The 21,215-nt window shown below is 36.8% G+C and carries 14 protein-coding genes; 8 read left to right on the top strand and 6 right to left on the bottom strand.

Going from position 1 to position 21,215, the window contains the following annotated elements; translation table 11 throughout:
* Positions 1–38: 38 nt before the first annotated feature.
* The 4 genes from ACY65O_RS02250 to ACY65O_RS02235 form a co-directional block, all read right to left on the bottom strand.
* A complete protein-coding gene (locus ACY65O_RS02250) occupies positions 39–2,648 on the bottom strand; it encodes a YbcC family protein (RefSeq protein WP_462219227.1) in 2,610 nt (869 codons plus the stop codon).
* Positions 2,649–2,668: 20 nt separating this feature from the next.
* Positions 2,669–3,406 (bottom strand): carbonate dehydratase, encoded by a 738-nt coding sequence (gene can, locus ACY65O_RS02245; RefSeq protein ID WP_462219226.1) that lies wholly within the window; start codon positions 3,404–3,406, stop codon positions 2,669–2,671.
* Positions 3,407–3,418: 12 nt separating this feature from the next.
* Complete coding sequence (locus ACY65O_RS02240; protein ID WP_462219225.1) at positions 3,419–5,044, bottom strand: SulP family inorganic anion transporter; 1,626 nt, start codon at positions 5,042–5,044, stop codon at positions 3,419–3,421.
* Between the two features lie 175 nt (positions 5,045–5,219).
* Positions 5,220–5,531 carry a hypothetical protein gene (locus tag ACY65O_RS02235; RefSeq protein ID WP_462219224.1) on the bottom strand — a complete coding sequence of 104 codons (312 nt, stop codon included), beginning with the start codon at positions 5,529–5,531 and terminating at the stop codon, positions 5,220–5,222.
* A 226-nt stretch (positions 5,532–5,757) separates the two neighbouring features.
* Here ACY65O_RS02235 and ACY65O_RS02230 point away from each other — a divergent pair, with 226 nt between their 5' ends.
* Complete coding sequence (locus tag ACY65O_RS02230; protein ID WP_462219223.1) at positions 5,758–6,666, top strand: IS982 family transposase; 909 nt, start codon at positions 5,758–5,760, stop codon at positions 6,664–6,666.
* A 175-nt stretch (positions 6,667–6,841) separates the two neighbouring features.
* Here the strand turns inward: ACY65O_RS02230 and ACY65O_RS02225 are convergent, their stop codons facing one another.
* Positions 6,842–7,531 (bottom strand): DUF4197 domain-containing protein, encoded by a 690-nt coding sequence (locus tag ACY65O_RS02225; protein ID WP_462219222.1) that lies wholly within the window; start codon positions 7,529–7,531, stop codon positions 6,842–6,844.
* Position 7,532: 1 nt separating this feature from the next.
* Positions 7,533–8,294: an enoyl-CoA hydratase/isomerase family protein gene (locus ACY65O_RS02220; RefSeq protein WP_462219221.1), complete on the bottom strand. Its 762-nt coding sequence runs from the start codon at positions 8,292–8,294 to the stop codon at positions 7,533–7,535.
* Positions 8,295–8,431: 137 nt separating this feature from the next.
* Between ACY65O_RS02220 and ACY65O_RS02215 the strand changes: the two genes are divergently transcribed.
* The 7 genes from ACY65O_RS02215 to ACY65O_RS02185 all read left to right on the top strand — a co-directional run.
* On the top strand, positions 8,432–10,321 hold the full coding sequence (locus tag ACY65O_RS02215) for a tetratricopeptide repeat-containing sensor histidine kinase (protein ID WP_462219220.1): 1,890 nt from the start codon (positions 8,432–8,434) through the stop codon (positions 10,319–10,321).
* Between the two features lie 5 nt (positions 10,322–10,326).
* Positions 10,327–10,974, top strand: coding sequence for a response regulator (locus tag ACY65O_RS02210; RefSeq protein ID WP_462219219.1), 648 nt, complete (start codon positions 10,327–10,329; stop codon positions 10,972–10,974).
* 110 nt (positions 10,975–11,084) lie between these two features.
* Complete coding sequence (locus ACY65O_RS02205; protein ID WP_462219218.1) at positions 11,085–12,821, top strand: hypothetical protein; 1,737 nt, start codon at positions 11,085–11,087, stop codon at positions 12,819–12,821.
* A gap of 48 nt (positions 12,822–12,869) precedes the next feature.
* Positions 12,870–15,719 (top strand): T9SS type A sorting domain-containing protein, encoded by a 2,850-nt coding sequence (locus tag ACY65O_RS02200; protein ID WP_462219217.1) that lies wholly within the window; start codon positions 12,870–12,872, stop codon positions 15,717–15,719.
* 3 nt (positions 15,720–15,722) lie between these two features.
* Positions 15,723–16,799: a hypothetical protein gene (locus ACY65O_RS02195; RefSeq protein ID WP_462219216.1), complete on the top strand. Its 1,077-nt coding sequence runs from the start codon at positions 15,723–15,725 to the stop codon at positions 16,797–16,799.
* A 338-nt stretch (positions 16,800–17,137) separates the two neighbouring features.
* On the top strand, positions 17,138–20,320 hold the full coding sequence (locus ACY65O_RS02190; RefSeq protein ID WP_462219215.1) for a SusC/RagA family TonB-linked outer membrane protein: 3,183 nt from the start codon (positions 17,138–17,140) through the stop codon (positions 20,318–20,320).
* Positions 20,321–20,343: 23 nt separating this feature from the next.
* Positions 20,344–21,215: SusD/RagB family nutrient-binding outer membrane lipoprotein (locus ACY65O_RS02185; RefSeq protein WP_462219214.1), on the top strand; the 872-nt coding region annotated here is incomplete at its 3' end.

Below are 21,215 nucleotides of genomic sequence, written 5' to 3'. Positions count from 1 at the left end.
CTGCAATTAATCTTCTTACCCCTTAGGGGATGGGGGCTTTAATTCAATAAATATACAGGCAAATTTTCTTCGGTGGCATGTACAATATGATTGGTTTCCATTTCTTTTGCCCCTTCAATAAACTGCTCCATGTTGTGAATAGTTTTTATTTCAGTGGCATTGGTAATGGGCTCGTATTTTACAAACACGCCGTTTTTAAAATAATAAAATTGTTGTTCTGCCGGATGTAATGCCACAATATGCACCCACTCATTTTTATACCATTCAAAAACTTCGGGGCTCGATTGAATTGCTTTTAAAACAATATCGGGCTGGTGTTCTACAATCACCAATAACCTGACAGGGTCGTGCACTTCAATCATTTGCCAGGGCAGGCCGGGCCGCAAATCGCCATCGCTGCTGTTGGCTACGCCAAACAAACCCATAACATTATGTGGCAGTTTAGTACCGGCACCCATTTTAATATTATCAACCCTGCTAAAATAATATTCCAAATTAATACCACCACAAACTAAACCAATGGGCCGCATAACCGCAGTTAAAATTGCTCCATCAGGGTCGGTGGTGTAATCGTAACTGTTTAAAAAAGCCCTTCTGTCTAAAAATAATCCTTTGCTGGTTTGCCTGCGGCCAATAATGGCTAAGGTGTTGGTGCCATGCCCCAACTCAGGCCTTGGCTCAAACAACGAAACCGAACGGCTGTGAATGGCTTTGCGTACCTGCTCTAACTCCTGTTTGGTATTGATTGATGCAAACCTTCTGCTGCGTTCTTTTGCATTTAAGTTAAGCGCTGTTTCAAAATTTTGGATGTTGATGAGATGTTGTTTTGCATTTTCCGCACTTAATATTTCTTCATCATAATAACCCCAAACATCTGCAGCAGTATCATGCATGCTTCCAATAAACTGTGTGGTATCCGGAATTACAATTCCCCTGGTGGCCAGCACTTCTCTAACTTTTTTATTATTTAAAATAAAAGACTGCACCCTTGCATTGGTTGCGCCAGGCCTACCGCTGCAGGCGCCACAATCGTGTGCACCATGATGTGGGTTGTTGGCACTGCTGCTGCCATGTGCCACAAAATAAACTATGGGTGCAAAATTTTTAATTAAACCAATACCACGTAAAAAACCTTCTCCTCTTGTTACCATTTCATCCAGTGTATATCCAATCTGTAACCCGTTTTCTGTATCAGTTATATTTTTATTTTCTATGGTTAGTGCAGATAATTTATCCATGTGGCCATAAGCATTGGATATTGCCGGGCTCATTTTTGGACTGAATAATAACTGTACTTTTTTAGCCAGCGCCCAAAAACCAAAACTGATACTTAATATAAATCCTGATAAAATACCATGAGTTAATTTGGTATAGATGAGTTCATTTTTTCTTATCGTTTTAGCATTGTATTCTTTAATAAGATATTTAGGTGTAACAGGAGCCGGGCAAAGTTTATCATAAAACTTGCTGCCTTCCTGCTGAAAATAAAACTCTACACCAAAAAAGCCGGGGGCACCAAATGTTTCCACTTTTTTATCTACGGCTTCAATGTGCCGGCGTATGGAATCTTCTCTTTCATCAATGCAGAAAATGGCCTGAAGACCCCCTCCGCCCCCTGAAGGGGGAACTGGCGAAGACTCCAATTTTAAAGAGTCGTTCAAAACAGCAGGGTCTAAAATCCCCCCTTCGGGGGGTGGGGGGGCTGCCAATAATATCCCCTTTAAAACCGAATCATAGTAACTCCATTCAAAAGCATCCTGCCAAAGTTCTATTACTTCTGCAAATTCGGTTTTATCAACATCAGCAAATAAATTAAGCGGCGGTGTGGTAACACTGTTGGTTAGGGGCTGCCATTTATTTCCCAGTGTATGGTTTAATGCATCCAGTTCCAGCAGTAATTCAAACTCGAGTAATTCTTTTAGTGTTATCTGTTTTCTATCCAGTAATGTTTGCGGATTATCTTCTACTGCACTTACAAAACCGCTCCACCCATGATGGGTAAATTGCTGGTCGAATAAATACTGTTCAAAATACTCTTCTTTGCCAACAATTGTTTTTAACAATTCCGGTATAGAATAATTGCCCGATAAAAATTGTTGTTTAACCGCTTTTGTTTTAAAGAAACTTACAAAACTGTTTTGTTCCATTTCTTTAATACTTTGCAAAAAGGGTTTACTAACTACAGGAAAACTTTCTACCGCAATACCCTGGTCTAAAAATGCACACAGAATTCTAAATAACAATGGATGCACTTTATTATCCAGGTCTACATGATACACGTCTTTCCAGTATTTTCTTAACTGGCCTATACGGGGGTAGTTTATGGTATCATAACTTTTATAAAACAAATTTTTCTCCCACAGACTTAAATTATCTACCCCCTTTTTTTCTATAATTATTTTTTTCAGCATGGCAGTTTTTATGCGGCCATTTTTGTGCATCAGCCGGTAATCTGCCAACTCAAGACTAGTCTGGAAGCCAAAAATTTTAGAGGCTTTAAAGATGGCATCATAAAATTTCATGTGCTGAAAAGCATGTAAAGAGTTATGATGAATAAAATCTTTTAATGCCTGCTGTGCTGGCAAAAAATGTTTTAACTCATGCAATACATGCGTTTCATCAAAATGAATACTTTTATTTTGCTGCATAGTTTTTAATTATAGAAAACTCAACGTTTGCTTTTTACCGATTGGGCTTTTATTTTTGTGGCTATTTTCTTTAATGGCAATTTTACAACAGGTACTTTTTTTGCCTGTACCGGGTTTCTTATTCCATTGATAGCAATACGGTAAATATCATCAATATCTTCCTGTCCGTCATGTATCACACTCAGGTCTTTTACCAAACCATCTTTTAAACCATACACCCAGCCATGCAAATGTAATTCCCTGTGGCTCCAGGCTTCCTGCACAATAGTTGTTTTAGCCAAATTACGTACCTGCTCAATTACATTAAGTTCCGAAAGCCTGTTTGCTTTATCATCTTCATTATTTATAGCTTTCAGCTCTTCCTGGTTTTTAAAATACACATCTTTTATATTTCTTAGCCAGTTATCTACAAAACCATGATAGGTGTTTGTCATAGCAGCTTTTACACCGCCGCAACCATAATGGCCGCAAACAATAATGTGTTTTACTTCCAAATACTTTACTGCATATTCCAGTACGCTCAGCAGGTTGGTATCGGTATGCACCACCAGGTTGGCAATATTGCGGTGAACAAATATTTCGCCGCTGTGTGTACTGGTAATTTCGTTAGCAGGCACCCGGCTATCACTACAGCCTATCCATAAATATTCTGGCTTTTGTCCCTTAGATAAATTTTCAAAATATTCAGGGTCCTGAAATTTTTTTGTTTCAGCATAAATCTTGTTTCCGGTAATTAATTTTTGATATGATTTGTTCATTTTCATAATTTTTTAATGGCTGGATGAAACGGTATGACTATTGTCAATTTTATACACTTCTTTAAAGCCTTTTAATTGTAATTGAATATTTTTTAATGGTACTTTAATATCTCTGAATTCTTTTATTAATTCTAATACATCAAAATCAATGTAATGAGTATTTGATGCATCAATAATTACTGATGAGTTGGGAGGCATATGGTCGAGCGTTTGCCTTATAGACGCTTTGTTTAAAAAGCTAACTTCTTCGGATAACTTTATGGTAATAGTATCGCCTTCGGTATGTTTTTGTTTATTAAAAAAGTAACTGTTTTTTAAATTGCCGTGTAAAATTGCACCGGCTGCAGCTACTATACCTGCAAAAACACCCAGTATTAAACCTTTGCCATTTAAAGCCGGCAGTACATTTATTAAATCTATCGCTATAATTACCACTACAGTTACAATAAAAGGAATGAACTGGTATTTACCGTTTTTAAACATTTGTATAAACACTGCAGGCTTTGCCAGTTTCCAGCCGGTAAGTAAAAGAACAGCTGCCAATGCGCCTAATGGAATTTTATTTAATAAAAAAGGAATAGCAATAGCACTTACCAATAATAAAGCCGAGTGAAAAATAGCAGACAATTTTGTTTTAGCACCTGCATTAACGTTGGCACTGCTGCGTACTATTACACTGGTAATGGGCAAGCCCCCAATTAAGCCAGATACGGTATTGCCTACACCTTGTGCAAATAATTCCCGGTTGGTATTGGTTACCCTTCTTTCTGTATCTAAATTATCTACTGCTTCTATACTTAACAGTGTTTCTAAACTTGCAATAATGGCAATAATAAACCCATACATAATAACAGTGCCATTGGTAAAGCCACTAAAATCGGGCAGGGTAAAAAAACTAAAAAATTCTCCCGGGTTTTTTGCAACAGGTAAATTTACCAAATGCGATTGCTCAATAATTTGCAATTTAGAACCCATGCTTAACCAAATTTGATTGATAACAATTGCTGCTATTACTGCTACTAATGCTCCCGGTAAAAATGGAATTTTCTTTTTAAGCGGCGACTTATCCCAAAAAAGCATCAACAAAATAGATACAATAGTTATAATTGTTACACCTACCTCAATACTTTGTAAAGGAATTAATAGCTCATGCCAGTCTTCATTACCATAAGGAAAAAGCTCAGTAATTACGCCTTTATCATCTTTATCTTTTCCAAAAGCATGGGGCAATTGTTTTGCAATAATTAATATACCAATGCTGGTAAGCATACCCTTTATTACACTGCTGGGAATATAGTTGGCAATACCGCCTAATTTTAATGCCCCTAAACCAATTTGAATTAAACCGGCTAAAACCACGGCGCATAAAAACATATCAAATTCTTCAATACCGCCAAGTGCCAAAATTGCACCAGAAACCAATGTGGCTAACCCTGCGGCGGGCCCACTAACACTTAAAGGCGAATTACTTAATACGGCTACAACCAGGCCACCAACAATGCCGGCAATTAAGCCACTAAAGGGATTGGCTTGCACACCGCTTGCAATAGCAATACCTAAACACAATGGCAAGGCTACCAAAAAAACCACTAACCCTGCCGGTAAATCTGCCTTCAGGTTTTTAAAATTCAAGTTCATAATTAACAGTTATTTAGTATTACATTGTTGTTCCAATAGCAAAAGCTGTTGAAAAGATTTAAAAAAAATTAAGTGTTATTTTTTAGCTCTTCAAACTAGGTAAATTTTTACCTCATAATTCAATGCATACCGCATATGGATTAATGACAAGCTAAAAGAATGGCTGGAAAATAAGTTAACCCAGATTGGGTGGGGGCGCATGAAGTTCGCCATGAAAAGCAATATAGGTACCGGAGTTTTGTAAAATATGATTCTGCGAAGTTTTAGTATCGCTGTAATCTTCTGTATGTTGGTTGTGCAGAAATTCTTCGGAAAGGCTACTGCTGCTGTTAGGTACCTTTTCCTCAATATTGTTACTGGCATTATCCGAACAGTCATCACCATTATCACCCACAGGAAGCTCCGCCATTAGTGTCTTTTGTTGTTTAGCTAAATTCTCCTGTGTACTCATTATAAATGGAGTGCTTACAGTTAACCATAGCAGCATAAGCATCAAAAAGATTGATGACGCCTTTTGAAAAATTGTATATGGTTTGTTGTTTTTCTTCATTAAGTGTGGTGCAAATTAGCATTTTACTGTTTGTTCACCAAATGATTGGCTCCCCCATTTAAAAAAAATTACATTAACCTGTTGGCGGAATTAAATTTAATAGAGAAGCGTTAAAAGATGTTATGCAGTTGTCTAAGAAAGTGACTAAACCCACTCATTCAACATGCACAACATCAAAACGAATTTCGATAAAATAATTGAGGTAGTAAAAGATATTTTGAACCAGGAGATAAATGAAAAAGGGAACTATATAAGGCGTGGGGTAGTGCCAAAATTTTCTGATATAGAAGTAATTGCGTTGAGTCTTACTGCGGAGTGTTTGAGTATTGACAGTGAGAATTATTTGTTTTCAAAAATTGCAGCTGAATATCAGCATGAGTTTAAAAATATAATTAGCAGAAGACAATACAATGACCGAAGAAAGTTATTATTCGAAAAAACCGAACAGGTTCGAAAGCTGCTTTCAGCAAGGCTTAACAGGCAAGCAGATGTTTTTGCAATAGATTCGATGCCCATTGAAATTTGTAAAATATCAAGAGAGCACAGAAATAAAATGGGTAAAGAATCAGTTCATCATTGTCCGGATAAAGGGTACTGTGCTTCACAGAAAAAATATTTCTATGGATACAAATTGCATAGTGTTTGTTCTGCATCAGGAGTTATAGAATCCTTAGATTTAACAAAGGCAAGTATACATGATGTTCATTATTTGAAAGATGTAAAACAATTGTTTAGCAATTGTATAATAACAGGCGATAAAGGATACATTAGCAGGCAACATCAAATCAACCTGTTTGAAACGGCGGGTATTGAGTTGGAGGTGCCGTTAAGAAGTAATCAAAAAGAACAAAAGCCAAAGATGTGGATTTTGAAAAAAGTGAGAAAGAGGATTGAAACGGTTTTTTCTCAACTGTGTGACCAGTTTATGATACAGCGTAATTACGCCAAATCCTTTGCTGGCTTAAAGTCCAGAATATTAGCAAAGGTTACTGGATTTACTATTTTGCAGTTCTTAAACAAATTTATTTACAACAAACCTGTAAGCAGAGTTAAGCATGCACTGGCTAATTAATTCCGCCAACGGGTTACATTAATATAATTATTATAACGCTGTTCAGTATGCTGCCATTGCTTTTTAATAATCCTGTTAAATAAATAACAACAAAATCTTTACAAATTTAAATACCCTAAATATATGGATTGGTTGCAAGTATAATTTAAGAAATGGCGTTTTTGAATACTATAATTTATAGTTTGCTCATTTGTGCCGAAAAAACTTTTTGTAATAAACTACTGGTTCTGGCTTCGGCTTTTGTACGTATTTCAATTTCCTTTTCGGCAATTTTATTAAACATTAAGTTAGCTAACAGGCCGCTCATTAAATTTCCAAGGTCGAGATTTAATTTATCCCCTGCAAAAAGTTGTGCCGGTGCTGTAATCTTTTTCCATTCACTGGCCAGTTTATATTCCTCCAGTGCATTGTTCATCGCTGGTGTTATTGCTTTACGTAAACTGTCGCCAATGGTTTTACGCAAATAATCTGTAGCTGAAGTGCCGCCATTTTTTACAATATTTAGTGCATCTTTTATATTCATCTTTTTAATGCCCAATAAAAAAACCGGAACAGATTTTTCTGCAGTTGCTTCGGCCGCTGTGCCCAATGTGGCAGTAAAGCGGTTCACTTCTTTACTTAATCCTAAAGTTTCCAGTGTGCTTAACACCGGTTTTAATTCTTCAGGAAATATTGCACTCATCAATGTTTCTTTGGAGATCATCCCCTTTTTACCTAACACATTTCCCCCGGTAGTAGTGCCGATAGAGAGCATTTCCCTTATAGCCATTTCTGCATCCTGTGCAGTAAATAATTTTTTTACACCTGCGCAGGAAGATAATAAAAATGTGATTAAAAGGCAGCTGAAAGCAATTAGTTTTTTCATTTTAAACTTTTGATTTAAATTTTTCAATGGCCTTTTTTGTAAACTCACTCAACACCAAACGGCCACTGATAGCCGCTCTTTCTTTTAATAATTCATCCCAGTGTTCAGTGCCTTTCCAAAATACTTTTTTCATTTCGGCCATGGCTTTTGGGTTAGAATGTGCTAAATTATTCGACAACCGGTAAATTGCTTCATCCATATTTTCAATGCTCTCATGCACTTCGGCAAACAGTCCTTTTCGTTTGGCCCAGTCGCTGTTGCGCCACATAGTTGCATCAATCGATAATGTGGTAAAAGCTGCTGTTCCAATTTTTCTTTCCACTGCCGGGCCTACTACAAACGGGCCAATGCCTACTGCCAGCTCACTTAATTTTACTTCGGCTTTATCAGTAGCAATGGCATAATCTACCGCAGCTGCCAGGCCTACACCGCCACCCACACAGCGCCCCTGTATACGGCCAATTATAAACTTAGGGCATTTACGCATGGCATTGATCACATTGGCAAAACCATTGAAAAACTTTACTCCTTCGCTTTCATTTTTTATCCCCATCAATTCATCAAAGCTTGCGCCGCTGCAAAATGTTTTATCGCCGGCACTTTTTAAAATAATCACTTTCGTATCATCATGTGTTCCGGCAAAATGTATTTCACGGGCCAGCTCTTCTAAAATTTTACCTGGCAAACTGTTGCTTTGCGGATGAAAGAACTCAATAGTATTGATGCCATGCTCAATATGGCTTTTTACGTATGCTTCGGACATAATTTTATTTTAAAAGTACAGATTTTTTTTCAGGTTGCTATAACAGTTAGCCTGTTATTAAGCAGCAATAAGTTAACCAATAATTTTAGCACCACCATTGATTAGTTGTTATATTTGATTAACCTTAAAATGCAGTTATGGTATTGATCAGGTATTGGTTGATTATTTTGTTTCTTTTTACAGGCTTTGGGGTAACCGCTCAAAATGATCTCAACAATGATTCTTTAAAAACAAAAATTCAGGCATTGCTTGCAGATGCCAAAAAAAATTTCAGGGTAAATAATAAAACCGGCGAAGCGCTTGCTTATAAAGTTTACGAATCTGAAAAAAATAACCCTGCCTGCCTGGTTTGTTATATTGATGTACATAATTTACTGGCGTTGTTTAAAATGGAATCGGAAAGCTATAACGAGGCAAGTGATTTTTTAACAACCGGACTTAAACTTGCCATTGATAACAATCAAACAGCACTGGAAAATAAAATAAAAGGAAATCTGGGGCTTTTACTTTTTAGAAAAGGCGAATATCAAAAATGTATAATTACCACGTTGGAACTTTTGCCGCAACTTACCGGTACTGGCAAAGCAAATGCTCTGGGTAATATTGCCGCTTCGTTTAATTATTTAAAGCAGTATGATTTATCTATAAAATATCAACAGGAAGCATTAACCATTTTTAAAGAAAATAATTATGCCCCGGGTATTGCCACCGGTTATAATTTGCTTGGCTCTACTTACACTAAATTAAAAAAACCAAACCAGGCAATTCCTTATTTAACCGCTTCTTACAAAATTAAAAAAGAAAGTGGTGATACATTAGGTATGGCAAATACGCTTATTAACCTGGGCGAAAATTCGTATGATTTAAACAATTACACCAACGCATATAAATATTTTAATGAAGCAGAGGTTTTATATAAAGCAATAAAAAATAAAGAGGGGTTATCTAAAGTATATACCAACCTGGGGGTAATGGCAGCAAAACAAAAAAAAATTTCTGCTGCCAAGGATTACGAGTTAAAAGCAGTAACACTTGCCAAACAAATAAAAGATAATTATGTACTTAATGAAGTGTATGCCAATTTAAGTAAAACCTATAAAGAGGTTGATCAGCTTGACTCTGCCCTTATAGCAAAAGATAAAGCCATGGCTGCAAAAGATTCGATGATAGACCTTACGGTGCAGCAGCAAATTGCCGAAATGCAAACCAAATACGAAACCCTAAAAAAAGAAAAACAAATTGAAGAACAAAAATTCAGCATTGAAAAACGGAATTATATCATTGCTGCAACAGCAGCTTTTATTTTGCTGGCAGGCTTTGTTGCCTGGGCATTTTTTAACCGCTTTCGTTTAAAAAAGAAAAATGAACTGCAGCAAAAATTAAATGAACAGCAACAAAAAGCTACCATAGATATTTTAACTGCCGAAGAAAAAGAACGTAAAAGAATTGCCAGCGATCTGCATGATGGTGTAGGCCAGTTAATGACTGCGGCGTGGCTTAACCTGCAGGCCATTGATGTGCAACATATAACAACCAACGAAGAAACATCGCAGCTTTTAGCCAAAACAATTCACCTGGTTGATGAGAGTTGTAAAGAAGTAAGAGCCGTAAGCCACAATATGATGCCTAATGCCTTATTAAAAAAAGGATTGGTAAATGCAGTAAGAGAATTTATAAACCAGATAAACACAAAGTCAACAAAAATAAATTTACAAACAGAAGATTTAAACAAAGCCTTGCCTACGCATGTAGAAACGGTGCTATACAGGGTGATTCAGGAAAGCGTAAATAATGTTATAAAACATGCTGCAGCTACCAGTTTAGACATCAGCATAAACCAGGATGATACTGGAATTGATTTGATGATAGAAGATAATGGTAAAGGGTTTGTACTGGAAGAAGCTGTGCAGAAAGATGGCATTGGATTACAAAATATTAAAAGCAGGATTGATTTTTTAAACGGAACAGTTAATTGGAGCAGCGCACCAGGTAAAGGCACGCTTGTAGCCATACATATACCCGCCTGAAAATTATGAGCAATGTAAAAAAAATAAGGTTAGCCCTGGTTGATGATCATCAGATTGTAATTGATGGTTTAAAAGCGTTGCTAAGTACCGAAAAAAATATAGATATTGTTGTTACGTCAAACTCCGGTACAAAAATGCTGGAATTGTTGAAACATAATGGTGTTGATATTTTACTGAGCGATATTGTAATGGACGATATAAGCGGCCAGCAACTAGCTAAAGAAGTAAGAAGGCTTTTTCCGCATATAAAAATTATTGCCTTAAGCATGAGCAGCGTTGGCGAAGTGGTAGAGGAAATGATAAACGATTCCGATATATCGGGTTACCTGCTTAAACAAACCGGTAAAGATGAATTGTTGACGGCCATTGAAAAAGTTTACAGCGGGGGCATTTATTTTCAACAAAAAATTCTGGATGAACTGGAGAAACAATCTCAATTGCGAAAAAATCTGCAGGAGGTACACCTTACCCAACGTGAAAAAGAAATTATTGTTTTAATGGAAAAAGATTTATCCAATAAACAAATTGCCGACCAGCTCAATATTTCTATACGTACGGTAGAAACTCACCGTAAAAACATACTTAAAAAAACAGGTACTAATAATTTGTTGAGCTTGTTAAAATGGGCTTACGAACACAAGATAATCGGTTAAATTTCACCACACCATTCTTTCCGTTATTTGATACATTTCCGCATGTACCGTATCAACGGTATATGCAGGTTTTGCAGGTTTACTATGTTGCAGTCTTAAATAAAAAGATTATGACAAATAAAATGCTACTGCTCCTTATCAGTTCTACGCTGATTATACACAGTACAAACGCACAACTAGGCATATTTAAAAAGAAAAAAACAGACACAAACCAAACACCAGACAGTGTGGCCGCTCCTGCAAAAGAGGAAAAGGAAGAGAAGAAAGAAAAAAAGGGTGGTAATTTTTTTCAGAAAGTGGTGGGTAAAATTGCCAAAGGTGCCGGTGGAGTTATTGGTACCAAATCAACAGATAACTTTAGTTCCTTTGAGCCCCTGGTATATTTCAGCAGTAATCTATATGGTAAAGAAGTAGGTACCATGGAAATTGATTTTATACCCGGCTGGAAAAAAAACAGCGACCTGGTTACCGTAATGCTTATGCCTGCTGATAAACTGTTTTTTTACAAGTTAGATGGCAGCGTAAAAGTTGATGGCATCCCGGCAGATTACCTGGCAGCAGGTGCCTACAGTAAAATTTTTGAGGGCAGCAATAACAATAAAACGCTGGAGCTTGAAACCAAAAACGGAAAAGCAAAATTTGTTTTAATCCCCAATAAAAATAAAATAAAAGTTGTTTCTTTTAACAATTCAAAAGAAAATTTTGAACTGGATATGAATAAAGATTTTACTATTCAGTTAGAGAATTTTTCTACAAAGCCCGGTGCTATGGTTAAAATTAGGGTATCGGCTACAATCCTTGGCCTGCGGGGTTTATATGATATTGGATCATTTAAACCGGCAGCATCCATAACCATACCCGGTTATATTTTAGAGCATATAAACACAACCAATAAAGGTATGAGTTTTAAAAACTGCTACCTGGTAATTGATGATGTTGAATTAAAAGAGGCAAACGACGAAGGCGGCAAATACAAAACACCCATAAAATATTTAGCAGGCAATAGTTTTGCAATACCTGTTAAAGTAACAAACGACGCTTCCACTTATTTTGGTTTTACTGTCAGGGCCGAAGAAAAATTGCCACTGGGTAAAATAAATTACGAATTTGTAAAACAAAACGCCTTTTTTGCCAGGCCAACTGAGCAGGCTAAAAAAATAGCGGTAACTACTTTCGCAATCACTGGCACCACATACTACTACAACGAAAAAGAAGACAAATTAATGCAAACCCGTACCGAAAAGGAATTAATCTTTCCGCAAATACCTGATGCAACTTTAAATGACATTTTAGAAAAAATGTATCCGCAGCTTACAAAAGTTTTTCAGGAAGAGTTGGGTGCTGCATTTATTGCGCCTGAAGCGGTAACTGGTACAAAGGATTACCAATCTTTAGATCGTTATAGCTACAACGATGCAAATACAAAAGAAAATTTTTCAAAGTCGTACAAAGGTTTACACCCATTGCCAACTACGGTTCCTTTGGCCGCAACTTATAATGGCGAGCCAGCTTTGTTTGCTGCAACCGGTGCCAATGCATTATTAAAAGTAACGCTTAATTTACAGCTAAGCTGGGATAACGTGCCGCAAATGAAACCCATTTTAACTGTAGAAATGCTTGGCGATAAAAACGGCGGGGAGACTGGTGTGTTACTCACCAAATTTTTTACAGCAAAAATTACAGGCCAGGGTTATAAACTAAAAAAGGGTATGGATACGCAAAAAATACTGGGCGATATAGTAAGGCAGGATGATCTGATGCAGATGCTGAGAGCAGGGCTGAAAGATTTGCTGGCTAAAGAAAAACAAAATGGTGAGTATGGGCCCATCTGGGAGTTGCAGAAATAGCTTTTTAAAATTAAGCGAAGAGTCAATAATTAATTAAAAATCTCCTCCATGTCAAAAAAAATTACTTTTATATTCGCCTTTATTGTGGTCGCTTTTTTTACCTCAAAAAAATGTGCTGCCCAAAATCCTTTAATAGTTAAACCTGTTGGCGCTACTGTTTTAGAGCCTAAAAATAAAGATCAGGAAATTTGGCAAAATAATGAATGGAATGGAAAATTTTTTTACCAGGGTACAGGCACCAACTGTAAACTTTGTGTAACCGACGGTACTGCTGCTGGTACGATTTATTTAAAAGATTTAAATGCCGATCTTTTTCAGTTTACCATACCAGCACAAAATTTTATTTACATCATCACCGAAAAAACAACAGGCACATTTCCTTCGCTGGTAAACAATGTAGAAATATGGAAGAGTGATGGAACTGTTGCAGGCACAGTATTGGTAAAAGCAATGCCGACTTACAATCCCTTCAGCTCCTCTCAATACGAAACCTGGACAAGCGATGCCAACCTCGACAGGAATTTTTCGGTTGATGGCGATGTAATGTACTTCGGTGGTTACGATGCTGTAAATGGTAACGAACTGTGGCGTACCGATGGAACTACCGCAGGCACTTTACTGATAAAAGATATTAAACCTGGCACCGGTAATAGTAATGTGGGAGGCTTCTGCAAAATTGGTACTACTACTTTATTCAGGGCTGCAGCCAGTGGCTTAAATTATACTTTATGGAAAACAGATGGCACTGCAGCAGGCACTGAAGAAATTGTTATACCTGGATTAACTTTTTGGCAGGCACCTGTTGGTAAAATCAATAACAAACTTATTTTTTACGGTTATGATGTCGTTAACGGTGCAGAGCCATGGGTAAGTGATGGAACTGTTACAGGCACATATATGCTTGCAGACATTAATGCCGGTACAGCAAATTCCACTACCAGCTCGTTACAAAATTTGCATTTAAGGTTTAATGATAAGTATTGTTTTTTTATTGCCAATAAAACAAGTGGTAATAATAATTTATGGAGAACAGATGGCACCATTACCGGCACCATTCAATTAACATCCACAACAGGTTTAGGCTCAAATTTTAGTGGAGGTGGTTATTCAGATATTGATAACACAGGCTTATGGTGGCTGGAAGGAAATGAAAAATTATATAAAAGCGATGGTACTGTTGCAGGTACATCTTTAGCCACAACAACATTAAGCAATGCGCTGTATTTAAAAATTTATAAATCGGCTGCATGGTTTCATTCCCGCAGGGCATCAATAAATAATCCTGAGCCATGGCGCAGCGATGGTACTGCTGCCAATACTAATATTGCACTAGAAGTTCAGCCTGCGGATTTAGGTTGCTATCCTTATGGTTTTTTTGTAACCAACAACAAACTGCATTTTTTTTCTGATTATGCAGCATCAAAAAATTTATACCAGTACAATGGTGATTTTACTTTTAATGGTGGCGTGGCTGGTGGTAAATGGAAAGACAGTGCCAACTGGAACAGTATGCTGCCGCCGGGCATTACCGATTCTGTTTTTATAAATACCGGCACACCCAATGCTTTAAATATAAATGGTACTACTGCTTACGCCGGCACGCTAATTATGCAAAACAATGCTGTAATAAATTTTACTAATCTAACAGATAGCTTGATTATAAATACCAGATTTGCACCCGGCAGTAATAATAATTTTACCGGTACCGGTGTGCTTGCCTTAAAAAATAATAAAGGAGACAGTGTACAAATAAATAATGGTTTTACAGCGGGAAGATTATCTTTACAAAGCAACAGTAATTTAATTACAGGCAACATCAGCGTTGCAAACAATATTAATTTAAGCAATAGCGGTAAACTTATTTTAAATAATAATAATTTTACTTTAACCGGCAACACATCTACTGCAACAGCAAGTGCAGCAAACTTCATAGTTACCAATGGCAGTGGCAAAATGTTTATAGAAAATATTGGCGCCGCTGCAAGAACAGGTACAGAAATATTTCCAATAGGTACTGCAACAAATTTTAATCCTGTTACCCTTAGCAACACTGGCACCGCAGATGTATTTGGTGCAAGAGTTATTAACGGTGTTAATTTTAATTATAGTGGCGAAACGCCGCAATCTTCTGCTTATGTTTCGGGGGCAGTAAATGCTACCTGGTTTATTACAGAAGCCGTTGCTGGTGGCAGCGATGGAGCCATAGGCTTGCAATGGAATGCAGCACAGGAGCTTCCTTCATTCAACAGAAGTATTTCTCAATTGGGTCATTTTACAGGAGGCATTTGGAATTTGGGTACTGCAGGTGCAGCTACAGGAAGCGACCCTTACAATTATTCAGGAAATAATATAACCAGCTTTTCTCCGTTTGGTATATTTAATAACAATGCTGCATTACCGGTTCGTTCTGCAAAACTTTCAGTTACAAAAAATTCAACCGGCAATAAATTGCAATGGACAATTGATGCAACAGATGCAGTAACAATTGAATTAGAAAAATCTGCTGATGCTGTCAACTTTACAAAGTTTTATCAAACCCAATACACTGCAACTGGTTTTTATAGTGATGCAGCAATGGCAGGTAAAATTTATTACCGTTTAAAAGTATCAGACATTAATGGAAAAATTACGTACAGTAACCTGGTATGGATCAGCAATAAGGACGAAAAGATAAATATTTATCCGACAATTACCTCCTATGCTTTTACAGTACAAAATAATACAACTGATAAAATGGAGTTTCAATTATTTAGCAGCGATGGAAAATTAATGAGTATGCAAAATTTGCAAAGCGGCAGCAATTCAATTAATATCTTATCGTTTGTAAAAGGGGTATATTACTATAGAGTTGTAAAAGGGGGGCATAACGAAAAAAATGGCATGATTATTAAACAATAAATAATGATAAAAAATTTTAACCTGCTGCTCTGCATGTTTTGTTGTGCAACAATTTTTGCCCAAACGCCGGTAATAGGGCCTGTAAATAATAAAAGTGAAGAAGCAAAAATTGAAATTATTACTTCATCCGAAAGGGTTGTAGCAATAGATGATAAGTATTTTAATGAGGCAGCCACAGCTTCTTTAATAAAACAAATGGGCAAAACAAAATTTGAACTGGTAAAAAAATATGGTGTTCAAAATAATTATCCAGATTGTATAAAGGCTCTTTTAAAAAATAATAGGGAAGAAAACTTTTCTGATTTTAATTTATACAAGATCGCCGATTTTTACAATATTAAAACTTTAGAGGAGGATTGGGGAGAGTGGAGTGTTGTTCTTGCAGGTGCTGCAGAAAATAAAAATGGAATTGCAAATTGTGTATTTAATACAGATTTTTATATAATAATTAAATCAGCAGCTATAAGAAAAAAAAATGATGATGAGGTTACTGAAGCTGACAAACCTCTTATTAATACCGATACTGATGGCGATGGTGTAATGGATAATGAAGATGTATGCCCTGCTCTTGTTGGTGATAAAAAAAATAAAGGCTGCCCTGTTAAGAGCGAAAAAATAATACCCGTTGAAAAGAAGCTGTTGCCAGATAATTTTTGCAAATTTTTTAATAGCATTATTGCTAATGCCAAAGATGGTTTTAATGATCTTGCAGTAGATGCTAAAGTGTTGAATGCCCCCTATTCATTTGAATTGGCAGATAATTTTCCTGGCTTTAGCGAAAAGCCAACGCTCAATCTGTCAATAAATTACATGGATGTACACCATAATTGTATTGACGAAGTGAGGGTAATTGAACATTTTGAAGCAGTAAAAAATGAAATTGAAAAATGTATCAATAGCCTGGGAACAAATACAGTTGAAAAGGGCCAGCTAAAAAATACGGTATGGGTAATTCCCACCCAAAAAGATAATGCCGGAAAAAATTATTATACTGAAGTTATACTTGCTGCTGTACAAAATACTAAAACGTTACAATATTTTACCGAACTTTTTGTGCAAAAGAGATTTGTAAAACCCTGATCCCCAAAAAAAAATTTATGCTTGCATTTAAATGCGAAAACATTTTTATACATTTTTAATAACAGCAAAAATAAAAATAATTTGCATCTGCAAAACATTTTTCCTCTGCAATATTTTTTCTCTCCTCTCAAAAATTTTAACTTTTGCCTTGCAGCTTTTTTTAATAAAGTTTTGCCTTTTTTATTTGGTTAAATAATATTTACTATCACACAAAACAAAAAGGAGAAAAATTTCATAAAAACATAAAGAATTATGTAACTCTTTATATTATGAACTTTAACTCCTTCTTTTAATATGTGACTAACTTTATCAGTTCAAACTAAAAACACTTTACACACATGAGAAAATTTTTGTTAATGCTAACTGTGCTTACTTTATGCACAACGCTGGCACTTGCACAAACAAAGCAAGTTACCGGCATGGTCAAAGATGATAAGGGCATTGGGGTTCCCTTTGTATCTGTACTTATTAAAGGAACCAACAAAGGAGTTAATGGCGATAAAGATGGCAACTTTGCCATTGATGCCAAAAGCGGTGATGTACTTTCATTAAGTGCAGCCGGCTACGATCCTAAAGAAGTTACTGTTGGCGCCGAATCAGCTTACACCGTTACTTTGGTTAGCAATGGCGCTCTTTCCGAAGTGGTGGTAACAGCCCTTGGTATAAGAAGGAGGCCAAAAGAATTAGGTTATTCTTTAGCCAAGGTTTCAAACGAAGAATTGACTAATGGCCGTTCGCCGCAATTGGCGCAAAGCTTAGCCGGAAAAGTTTCTGGTTTAGCAGTGTATAACGTTAACAACTCGGTTGATCCGGCTGTTAAAATTACTTTACGTGGTTACCGTTCTTTATCAGGTAACAACGATGCGTTGATCGTTATTGACGGTTTACCCATGCCTCCCGGTGGTGCATCTACAATTTTAAACCTTATCAATCCAAATGATATAGATAATGTAACTGTATTAAAAGGTGGAGCAGCCGCAGCCCTTTATGGTTCTGATGGTGTTAATGGTGCCTTAATTATTACTACAAAAAAGGGAACCAAGGGAAAAGCAAGAGTAAGTTTCAATCATTCTACCAACGTAGAAAAAATAAACTTCATTTCTGAATTCCAGGAAAAATACGGCAGTGGCTCTCATTATGCCGCAGGTTTTGGTACTGCAGGCTGGAAACCTAATTATTTAGACAGGATGAAAGATAACTGGCGCTCTTACGAAAACCAGCAATTTGGTGATGCCTTTGATGGTTCATCAAGATTAGCCGGCCGTACTTTAGAAGATGGCAGCACACTTTTTCTGCCTTACTCTAATTTAAAAAATGAAAGAAAAAAAATATGGGATATTGGTTATACCATCAATAACCAGGCAAGTGTTAGTGGCGGTAACGATGCCAGCACTTTCTTTTTATCGGTTGAAAATAATTTAACCCATGGTATTGTTCCCGGCGATAAAAGTTTGAGAAATGGCATCAGACTTGGAGCAACAACTGAAACAGGAAGATTGAAAACAGGTTTTAACGCCTCTTACATTCAGGCTAATTACGACCGTACCACTTTTGATTTTTATAACGAATCAATTAACCAGGCGGGCAATATCCCTTTATCTACTTTCAGGGACTGGCGCACTAATAAATTTGCCAGCCCAAATGCCTGGTACAACGACTATTTTACCAACCCTTATTTCAGGCTGGATAATGAGCGTACTAAATATCAGGATGCCAATATTACCGGTACGGTAGATGCAACATATAAAATTGCTTCGTGGCTAAATTTGTATGACAAATTAAGTGCTTTGAATAATTCAAGAACACAAAAAAGCACCACCGGTAAATTCATTCACAGCGACTGGGCAAAAAATAAAGCCTTTGTTCCGGTAGGAATTGACCAGGGTGATGGTTTGGGTATTACCAGGGCGGGTACTGATTTTTTAGGCGCAGTTTCAGATAATATAAATAGTGAAAATATTATCAACAACGAATTACAATTGCAGGCCAACAAGACTTTTAACGATTTTAAGGTTAATGCCATTGCAGGTTTTAGTATTTACGACAGAAAAACAAAATTTGTAAGCGTAAGTTCTTCTTCTATTGTAGTACCCGATGTTTACAACGTAAATAACCGTTTGGGTAATTTAGGTGGTGGAGAAAGTAATTCTCAATTTAGAAAGTATGGATATTATGGTGATGCTTTGGTAGGCTGGAAAGACAAGATTTTTTTGCATGCTTTTGGCAGATACGATGCGACTTCAAAGTTTTATGCTGCTAACAGGCCATCAAGCTTATATTCTTATTTTTATCCGGGTGTTGATGTTGCTGCTATTATTACCGACATCTTCCCTTCTTTAAAAAGCAATGTGTTAGGCTATGCTAAAATAAGAGCTGGTTATAATAAAAATGGTAACGACAATATTGATCCACAAAGTTTAAATCCGGTTTTTCCTAATGGAGCAGGGTTCCCTTATGGCAATACCGTTGGTATTACTGTTGGTGATTTATTGCCTGATGCAAACTTAAAACCAGAATTTGTATATACTGCCGAAATTGGTGGCGAATTTCAGTTATTTAAAAACAGGGTTAATTTAGATGTTACTTACTACACTCAAAAAAGTGAAGGTCAGGTGGTATCAGTAACTATCCCCCGTACAACTGGTTTTGGCACATTACGTATCAATGTAGGTGAAACCAAAAACTGGGGTTTTGAATCTGACTTAAAAGTGCAGATTGTAAAGAGCCGCAATTTTAGCTGGGATATTAGTGCCCGCTATGCCTATAACAACAACAAAGCAATTAAATTATACCAGGGGGTTGATGAGTTTTTACAGGCAGGTTTCAGTTATGCTTCTGCTTATGTTATAAAAGACCAGTCTTTCCCGGTGTTAAAAGCTATCGGTTATGTACGTGATTCTTTAGGCCGTATTGTTGTAAATAAAGCAACCGGTTATCCGCTTAACAACGGACCGCTAAAAAACTTTGGCCGCACTACTCCGCCGCACATGGTGGGTGTTGGTACAAAATTCAAATACAAAGAATTTACCTTAACTGCTAATATGGAATACCGTGGTGGTCATGTTATGTACAGCGATTTAGGAAGACAAATGACCTTTACCGGTTCGGGCAAATGGACTGAAGAAAGAGCCCCATTTATTGTACCTAACTCATCTTACAATGACGGTACGGGTAAATTTGTTATCAACGATAAGCCTGTTAACGAAGCAGAGTACGAATACTGGGTTACTTATTACAGGGTAATTGCCGAAAATTTTGTGGTACCCGCCTGGTTCATTAAATTAAGAGATGTAAATCTTTCTTATAATTTACCTGCTTCTCTTATTAATAAAACTAAATTTTTATCGGGTGTTACCGTTGGTTTATACGGCAGAAACCTGTTAACCATTGTTGATAAGAAAAACCAATTTACCGATCCTGAATTCAGCTTTACCAATGGTAACGGATTAGGTGTAAGCACAACAGCGCAAACACCTCCTGTACGCCAGTATGGTTTTACATTAGGTCTGAATTTTAAATAATTATCTCTAAATAATAAATTATTATGAAACTGAATAAATTAACAGTCATTTTAGCAACGGGTATTTTGCTGGTGAGTTGCAGCAAAAAATACATTGACGTAAATACCAATCCCAACACACTTACCAGCTCCACGCCGGATTTTGTATTTACATCCGGTGCAAATCGTACCGCAGCTATTTTAGGCCCTAATGAAACCGGTGAATACTGGAGTGGGCATTGGACGCAATCATCAACTTACATTTATGATGCTACCAGGTTTTCTTACAATTTTAATAATACCAATTTCAACTTTTGGGATACCTGGTATGATGTACTGGAAGATTTTCAGTATGTAATTAACAATGCCGATGCCGGTGGAATACCAGCATTTAAAGGCCCGGCTAAAGTAATGAAGGCTTATATTTTTCAAATGATAGCAGATGCTTATGGCAATGCACCATATTCAGATGCTTTTAAAGGTTCTACATCCATTGCGCCCAAGTTTGATGATCAAAAGGTTATTTACGACAGTCTGATTGTTTTACTTGATGGTGCTATTACTGATTTAAAAGCCAATGCATTTACCGGTTCTTACGGTGGTGCCGACATCGTTTTTAAAGGAAACACTACTAACTGGGTTCGGTTTGCCAATTCTTTAAAATTAAGAATTCTTACCCGTCAAAACCGTGTTGCCGGCCGCAGTGCTTATATCATTGCAGAAATAAATAAAGCTGCCGCAACTACCGAAGGCTTTTTAGCAGCTGGCCAGGATGTAAGATCAAATCCTGGTTATGTAGCAAGTGCCGGGCAAACCAATCCTATTTATAACAATTGGGGTTACACGGCTACCGGTGCTGTTCAGGCATTAGCCCGTTTCCCCAGGCCCACTACTTTTTTATTAAATAATTTAATAGC

It is taken from the genome of Ferruginibacter sp., from assembly GCF_031430955.1.
Classification (GTDB): Bacteria; Bacteroidota; Bacteroidia; order Chitinophagales; family Chitinophagaceae; genus Ferruginibacter.
The sequence above is the reverse complement of the archived record's forward strand: the minus strand, read 5'-3'. Positions and strand labels throughout refer to the sequence as shown.

What these genes read in the sequence shown, in the direction of transcription:
- ACY65O_RS02225 (WP_462219222.1), bottom strand. Translation starts at nt 7,531, where the DNA reads ATGAAAAAACTAATTGCTTTCAGCTGCCTTTTAATCACATTTTTATTA.
- ACY65O_RS02210 (WP_462219219.1), top strand. Translation starts at nt 10,327, where the DNA reads ATGAGCAATGTAAAAAAAATAAGGTTAGCCCTGGTTGATGATCATCAG.
- ACY65O_RS02240 (WP_462219225.1), bottom strand. Translation starts at nt 5,044, where the DNA reads ATGAACTTGAATTTTAAAAACCTGAAGGCAGATTTACCGGCAGGGTTA.
- ACY65O_RS02250 (WP_462219227.1), bottom strand. Translation starts at nt 2,648, where the DNA reads ATGCAGCAAAATAAAAGTATTCATTTTGATGAAACGCATGTATTGCAT.
- ACY65O_RS02215 (WP_462219220.1), top strand. Translation starts at nt 8,432, where the DNA reads ATGGTATTGATCAGGTATTGGTTGATTATTTTGTTTCTTTTTACAGGC.
- can (WP_462219226.1), bottom strand. Translation starts at nt 3,406, where the DNA reads ATGAACAAATCATATCAAAAATTAATTACCGGAAACAAGATTTATGCT.
- ACY65O_RS02220 (WP_462219221.1), bottom strand. Translation starts at nt 8,294, where the DNA reads ATGTCCGAAGCATACGTAAAAAGCCATATTGAGCATGGCATCAATACT.
- ACY65O_RS02205 (WP_462219218.1), top strand. Translation starts at nt 11,085, where the DNA reads ATGACAAATAAAATGCTACTGCTCCTTATCAGTTCTACGCTGATTATA.
- ACY65O_RS02195 (WP_462219216.1), top strand. Translation starts at nt 15,723, where the DNA reads ATGATAAAAAATTTTAACCTGCTGCTCTGCATGTTTTGTTGTGCAACA.
- ACY65O_RS02235 (WP_462219224.1), bottom strand. Translation starts at nt 5,531, where the DNA reads ATGCTGCTATGGTTAACTGTAAGCACTCCATTTATAATGAGTACACAG.
- ACY65O_RS02200 (WP_462219217.1), top strand. Translation starts at nt 12,870, where the DNA reads ATGTCAAAAAAAATTACTTTTATATTCGCCTTTATTGTGGTCGCTTTT.
- ACY65O_RS02190 (WP_462219215.1), top strand. Translation starts at nt 17,138, where the DNA reads ATGAGAAAATTTTTGTTAATGCTAACTGTGCTTACTTTATGCACAACG.
- ACY65O_RS02230 (WP_462219223.1), top strand. Translation starts at nt 5,758, where the DNA reads ATGCACAACATCAAAACGAATTTCGATAAAATAATTGAGGTAGTAAAA.